We start from the raw sequence: 6,462 nt of genomic DNA, 5'->3' as shown, positions 1-6,462 counted from the left end.
TACAGATGTTGGTAGTGACCCCGACACTGATATAGATAGTGGTGATGGTACAGATGTTGGTAGTGACCCCGACACTGATATAGATAGTGGTGATGGTACAGATGTTGGTAGTGACCCCGACACTGATATAGATAGTGGTGATGGTACAGATGTTGGTAGTGACCCCGACACTGATGTAGATAGTGGTGATGGTACAGATGTTGGTAGTGACCCCGACACTGATATAGATAGTGGTGATGGGGGAGAAACTCAAGCCGATGCTGATGGTGATAGTGGTGATTCTCCAACTGAAGACACTACAGCCGAAGACTCTACTGATGGAGAAACTCAAGCCGATGCTGATGGTGATAGTGATAATTCTCCCACTGAAGACACTACAGCCGAAGACTCTACTGATGGAGAAACCCAAGCTGATGCTGATGATTCTCCCACTGATGAAGCTACAGCCGAGGAAACTGATGGAGAAAATGAAGAAACTGTAGCTGAAGAAACCGACGAAGAGGAAACTGTAGCTGAAGCAGAAGAAGAAGAAACTACAGATGAAGAAGGTGAATCAGAAGAAGAAAGTGATGATTCGGAAGAAGAATCAGAGCAATCAGATGTTGAACAAGAAATCGACCGTATTGCTTACGAAGTACAGGTGCAGCAAGCCAGCACAGATGTAGCTATTCAAATGAACGAAGAATTCCAGACAGCGCAATTGGCTAACTACGCTGAAGTACAAATGTATGGTCAAGCTCCTTCTGTAGCAGCAATTTCTGAAAGATTAGGGGAATTGTCGCAACAAACAGGTAAAAAAGCTGCTTTTATCAATATTTCGTTACAGTCTAACCAATTAGAAGTTTTTACCGTTTTACCCACAGTTTCTAGTGCTGCGGGTCAGAATAGCTCTGTTATTGCGTCTAATAAGATTAATAGTCCTGAAGCTCAAAATACTCTTCGCCGTACGATTCAAGATACTTCTCGTAAAGAAATAATTGACGTTGCGAACAGATTCCGCCAAGAAGTCAGTGATGTTAGACAAATTAAAGGCAGTAACTACTTAGAGTCTTCACAACAGCTTTATAAGTCTTTGATTGCACCGATTGAAAAAGAATTAGAAGCTAATGATATTGATATCTTAGTCTTCTCAATGGATACAGGATTGCGTCTTTTACCAATTGCTGCACTTCACGATGGAGAACAGTTTTTAATTGAGAAATATGCCTTAGCTTTGGTTCCTAGTTTTGGTCTGACAGACACTCGTTATGTCAATCTTAGTGAAAAAGAAATCTTAGCGATGGGAGCATCTCAATTTTCAGAACAAACTCCACTTCCTGCTATGCCTATGGAGTTAGAAAGTGTAACTCGAACCCCCCGTCAAGGAGAAATTTATCTTAACGAAGATTTTACAGTTGCCAATTTCAAAGCCCAAAATAGTCGCAGTCAAAATTTCTCGATTATTCACTTGGGTACTCATGCAGAATTTAAATCAGGTAACTCAGGAGACTCTTACATTCAGTTTTATGACGAAAGATTAGGAATGTCTGAGTTGAGAGATCTTACCGATGAGTTAGGTTGGAATTCGGCGGATTCGATTCCTGTAGAATTGTTGGTCTTGAGTGCTTGTCAAACAGCAACAGGCGATGAAAATGCAGAATTAGGTTTTGCTGGATTAGCAGTGCAAGCTGGGGTTAAATCTGCTCTGGCTAGTCTCTGGTACGTCAGTGATTTGGGTACTTTAGCTCTGATGAGTGAATTTTATGACCAGTTAAGCGATACTCTAATTAAGGCAGAAGCTTTAAGACAAACTCAATTGCAAATGCTGAAAGAAGAAGTAAAAATTAGTCAGGGACAAATCAATTTATCTAATGGAGAAAATCTCAATTTACCCCAAGATTTTCCTCAAGGAGATTTATCGATGGCTCACCCCTATTTCTGGTCTTCTTTTACCTTAATTGGTAATTGGAACTAAATATAAAGAAGAATTGTAGAGACTTAGTCTAGCTATTAACTATGTCTTTACAGTTGATGAGGTAAGAAGAATAATCTTCTCTGCTTTCAAAAATTATGCAATTTTGATGATGTTGGTCAGATACAATATCTTAAAATTTATGGTCTTTCTAAGGCTCAAACGAAAAGAGCTTATCTTCTCAAACAATTAAATGCTCATAATTGGAATTTAGAAAGTACCGCGCAAAGCAGAGGAGATAGCTTAGAAAAGTTAGTTAAGCATATGGCAAAATTAGGCTTTGGCTATCTAATTAACAATCAGTTGCGGGAAAAATCTCTTAAATAGCGTTTAGCTTGTAATTCGCAGTTGTTGAGACAGTTCTGTTGTATTCGTATCGAGGTCGTATCGCTGCCTCGCTCAACATTTAAGTAGCCTACATGAACAGAATTTAGTATTACACAGATTTATAAAATCAAGAGACGAGATTTTTTGATTTAAATATTTTTTAGAGCAAATTATTACATAATGTAACAAAATTGCAGAGACTTGGTGGCTCTCACCGAAAGGTGAATAGAAAATGCAATTACAACATAATTATTATGAGCTACAAAAAATTTCGCCAAACTCTCACTCTTGGCTTACTTAGTTTATTTGTCGGTTTTAGTAGTGTTGCGAGCAATCAAGCTACTGCTCAAAGCGATTCTCCATCTATTCCCGAAATTGAATGGGATACTGCTCTAAAATTTTTCCAATTTGATAATGATAAATTTATCGGTCAAAGACTCACTGCCAAGTGTCCTCCAGCAGTAGTGAATCAAAGTTATGCTGGCGTATACGGAACAGATTCATATCCCAGTAATAATTCGATTTGTATTGCAGCACTTCATGCAGGAAAAATTAATACAGAAGGAGGAGTTGTTACCGTTCAGTTGAATCCAGGGGAATCTGATTACACTGGTAGCACTCGTAATGATGTAACCACCGCCAACTTACCAGCAACTCCCCGCAGTATGGCTTTTATTGACGGTTCCAGTTCTGCTAAAAATCAGGAAATTCATCTTTCATATATTCCCCGACTGGACTGGGATACTAAATTTACGGCTACTGGATTTGCTTACAGAGATTTGATCGGTCAAAGATTTACTTTTAATTGTCCTGCTGCACCCAATGATTTTAGACAGAGACTTATCTATGGTACAGACTCTTACGCTTTCCACAGTATAGTTTGTCAAGCAGCCGTTCATGCAGGAAAAATTACTACAGACGGCGGACTTGTTACCGTGCAGATCGATCCTGGTGTAGATAATCTAGTGGGAAGCATACGTAACGGTATCGAAACTGATGATCGTCAAGGAAGCGATCGCTCTATTTCTTTTGTGGATAACCCTGTAAACAAATAAGTGTTGTATCTTCTTTCATTAGTTCTTTGCTATTTGTACCAAGTACTTGAACAGAATTAATCCAATATTTGATGAAAAGAGACAACAGGAAATAGTAAATATAACTAAGTGGTAGATACGAAGATGATTTTGTCTACCTACTTACTGATTACAAGCAATACTTTTACTATGGATATAGAAAGAATTATCAACAACTTTTGGTTACTCGCGATCGCCTCTAATATTATAAATGCAATTGTTTTTTGGATTAGAGCGCAACCCCATATTAAGAAAAAACCAGAACTGCGATCGGGTTACATTAAGCTAATTAGAGGTTTCTTCATTGGATTTAATATACCCTGGTTTCTGATGGGAATTGGGATGACAACAGGTTTTGCTTCTGACTCAGCAGATTATTTAAATCCTCGTGGGGGAAATCCATTTGTTATTATTTGGTGGGTAACTCTTTGGTCATTAATTGCTCTTTTAAGTCGTTGGATTTGGTTTAAAAGTGGAGCAGAAAAACTAATTAAATATCCTGGCTTTATCAGAGGTCAAACTAATGCTCAAAGAATTAAATTGATTTGGCTTTTATCATTAATTGGTGCGGTAATTGGTAGTACTGTTACACTTTTCATCGAAGTTCTTTGATCGAATATTTTTAAGTTATCCTCCATTTATTATTAACATTAATTTTTAAATATCTTGCTAGTTTTGGCTTTTGGTTTTTTACTTTTAGATTTTTACTGTTATCTAAGTCTCTTGTTACTTTTAGAAAATGGTATACGCGATCGCTTTTTAGGCTGTTTAATTCAACTTCTAGCTACTGTCTAAATTCATTGTTAGTGTGAATGATAAATGACGAATGATGACCATAATTTTAATAATTGGTATCATTTTGGAAAAAACTAGAGTTGCGATCGGGTTATATTCGGCACATTAAAAACACATTACTGATAAATTTACAATAAACTTTTAATTAGCCAATAATTTTTTAAATAAGAACTAAGCATCGGTAATGCTGTTTCTAAGGGTAGGTCTAAATCTCTATTTTGAATGTCAACAATTAGTTTATAAATTAGCTCAAAATTGATTCTATTTTCTTGACCCATTGTTAAAAAGTTACCATTAGAAGCATTATTCAGTTTGGCTATTTCTTCGTTACCAATTTTACCTGAAATACCTGTTTGTCTACTGTCTCGCCAAAGTACAAATCTAAAATCTTTATGGGTAATAACTAGGGCATTGTAATTTTTGATGCGAGTCGTAAATGAACCACCACTGATTTGTAAAAAACCGATACAAAGATTGACAGAATTCTTTTTAATTACTAGGTGTTCTGGTAGTTTACGTTTACCTAATCTCAGGTGATCTATTTCTAGATTTTTAATGGTTTTGAAGGCTTCAACAATAGTTTTAAGCTTGCCTATATCATCACTGTCATCTATTATTTGTGGTAAAAGATATTGATGTTCTAGTTGCTCTTTTTCTGTTTCAATATAGTTGACAAATTTTTGCTTTTCTGGTGATTCTTTCTTATTTTCAGTATTTGAGATTTTTTTATTATTTTTATTATTAGTTGCTGATTGAGACTCAGTATCTTTAGAAGTATTATTTTGTTGCTTCTTTTCTTCTGTTTTAACTTCAGGTTCAAACCCTTGAAAAATAGTTAGTGCTTGGGCAATATTTTGAAAGACTTGCTGTAATTGGAAAACTTGATTTTCTAGATTTTGTAATCTGTCGATAACTGTTTCTTCTTGTGAAAATGATACCTTAGTGGTTACTCTAGCTGGTAAAGAAATATCATTTACTTTAGAGCGATAATAGTCGTAAGCTTTGTTTAATACCGCACGAATCGAATTATGATTAAGGATATCACTTAATTCCTTATCAGTGAATAAAGCTTCGATATTCACCTCCACTAGTTGAGCTTTTGTTTGTAGTATCTGTTTTAATTCAGATTGGGAAAGTTTTTCTAAAGTAACTTGATGTTGAGATATGCGATCTATAATTGAACCATCAAAAATCTGCTGAAATTGTTGCCAGCGATCGGGAAATAAATTTAAAATAATTAGACTATTGGGAACATGAGTAAAAATTTCTTTAATCGCTTCGCCGAAACTTAGTAACAATCTTTCATTGTGCTTTAAGCCTAATCCTTCCAATTGATCGAAGACAATAATTAAAGGTTCATCCAATAAAGAAAGTTTACTTAATACCGAAATAGCTTCTAAGGAAAAAGCTTCTTTACTCATTTCCTTATTCCAGTTACTTAAGTTGATTTTTTCTAGTTCATGTTCTTCTAAATTATCAGCAGCCAACCATCTTGTAACTAATCGTTTGTAGCTAGGGTCAGAATAACTACAGAACTTGATAATTCCTTTAATAACCTCTAAAGAATAACCTGCTGCACTATAGCGATTTAGCCACCATTCTATAGTTCTTTTTTCAATATATTGCCAATATTCTCTTTTTCTTTGTGTTCCTTCTGCACCTAAACTATAATATATTTTTAGAGAATTTTCTTCTGTAGTTTCTAGAATATATTGTTCTTTTTGGCTCGGAGAATCTATAGCATTTTTACTAATTAATTTAACAAAGCTATTAGCTAATAAATGTTCTATTTGGGTATAGTTACTTTGAGGTACTTTTTCAACTAAAGATTCTAAAATTCGGCTATAGGTATGATAAATAATTGCATCAGGATTATTCGGTTGGCGAATAAAAAGTAAACGATTATGTTCTAATAACTCTTTGGCTAATCGCATCATAAGGTGAGTTTTACCCGTACCTGGTTCACCAATAACGACTGCACCTTTAGTTTGATGATTGCGATCGCTTTTAATATCAGTAATAATCGTTTTTAGGGTGATAAATTGATTTTGGTAAATAGAAGTTAGATCGGGATGGTTTTGGAAGGGAGTATCAACACGGCTACTACCAAAAGGATTGGGTTTATTTTTCACTTCTCTTAATTCCTTATTTTCTAGAATTTTGTGATATAACTGATAAGTAAATTCGGCGTTTTGTTTTAACAAATTTCAAGCTATATGTCTTATAACTGCTAAGTTTTCAGGAGAATTATCTTTTCTGATTCGCGAATTATCTTCACTGAATTCCACATCTAGAACCCAATGTAATTGGTTTTCT

Annotated in this window: 4 protein-coding genes; 3 read left to right on the top strand and 1 reads right to left on the bottom strand. The window is 35.2% G+C overall.

Annotated features, from left to right (window positions below; translation table 11 throughout):
- The 3 genes from H1P_RS34835 to H1P_RS34825 all read left to right on the top strand — a co-directional run.
- On the top strand, positions 1-1,954 hold a 1,954-nt coding region (locus H1P_RS34835), incomplete at its 5' end, for a CHAT domain-containing protein (protein ID WP_144876280.1).
- Positions 1,955-2,532: 578 nt separating this feature from the next.
- Positions 2,533-3,333 (top strand): LCCL domain-containing protein, encoded by an 801-nt coding sequence (locus H1P_RS34830; protein WP_144876278.1) that lies wholly within the window; start codon positions 2,533-2,535, stop codon positions 3,331-3,333.
- Positions 3,334-3,501: 168 nt separating this feature from the next.
- The gene (locus H1P_RS34825) at positions 3,502-3,963 is read left to right on the top strand and encodes a hypothetical protein (RefSeq protein WP_144876276.1); all 462 of its coding nucleotides are present in this window, start codon (positions 3,502-3,504) and stop codon (positions 3,961-3,963) included.
- Positions 3,964-4,274: 311 nt separating this feature from the next.
- On the opposite strand, the gene H1P_RS34820 is transcribed toward H1P_RS34825, so the two are convergent.
- Positions 4,275-6,350 (bottom strand): AAA family ATPase, encoded by a 2,076-nt coding sequence (locus tag H1P_RS34820; protein WP_144876274.1) that lies wholly within the window; start codon positions 6,348-6,350, stop codon positions 4,275-4,277.
- Between the last annotated feature and the right edge of the window lie 112 nt (positions 6,351-6,462).

Source organism: Hyella patelloides LEGE 07179, from assembly GCF_900659865.1.
Lineage (GTDB): Bacteria > Cyanobacteriota > Cyanobacteriia > Cyanobacteriales > Xenococcaceae > Hyella > Hyella patelloides.
The sequence above is the reverse complement of the archived record's forward strand: the minus strand, read 5'-3'. Positions and strand labels throughout refer to the sequence as shown.

Excerpts from the sequence above, each read along its gene's own strand:
- H1P_RS34830 (WP_144876278.1), top strand. The coding sequence starts at position 2,533 with ATGAGCTACAAAAAATTTCGCCAAACTCTCACTCTTGGCTTACTTAGT.
- H1P_RS34825 (WP_144876276.1), top strand. The coding sequence starts at position 3,502 with ATGGATATAGAAAGAATTATCAACAACTTTTGGTTACTCGCGATCGCC.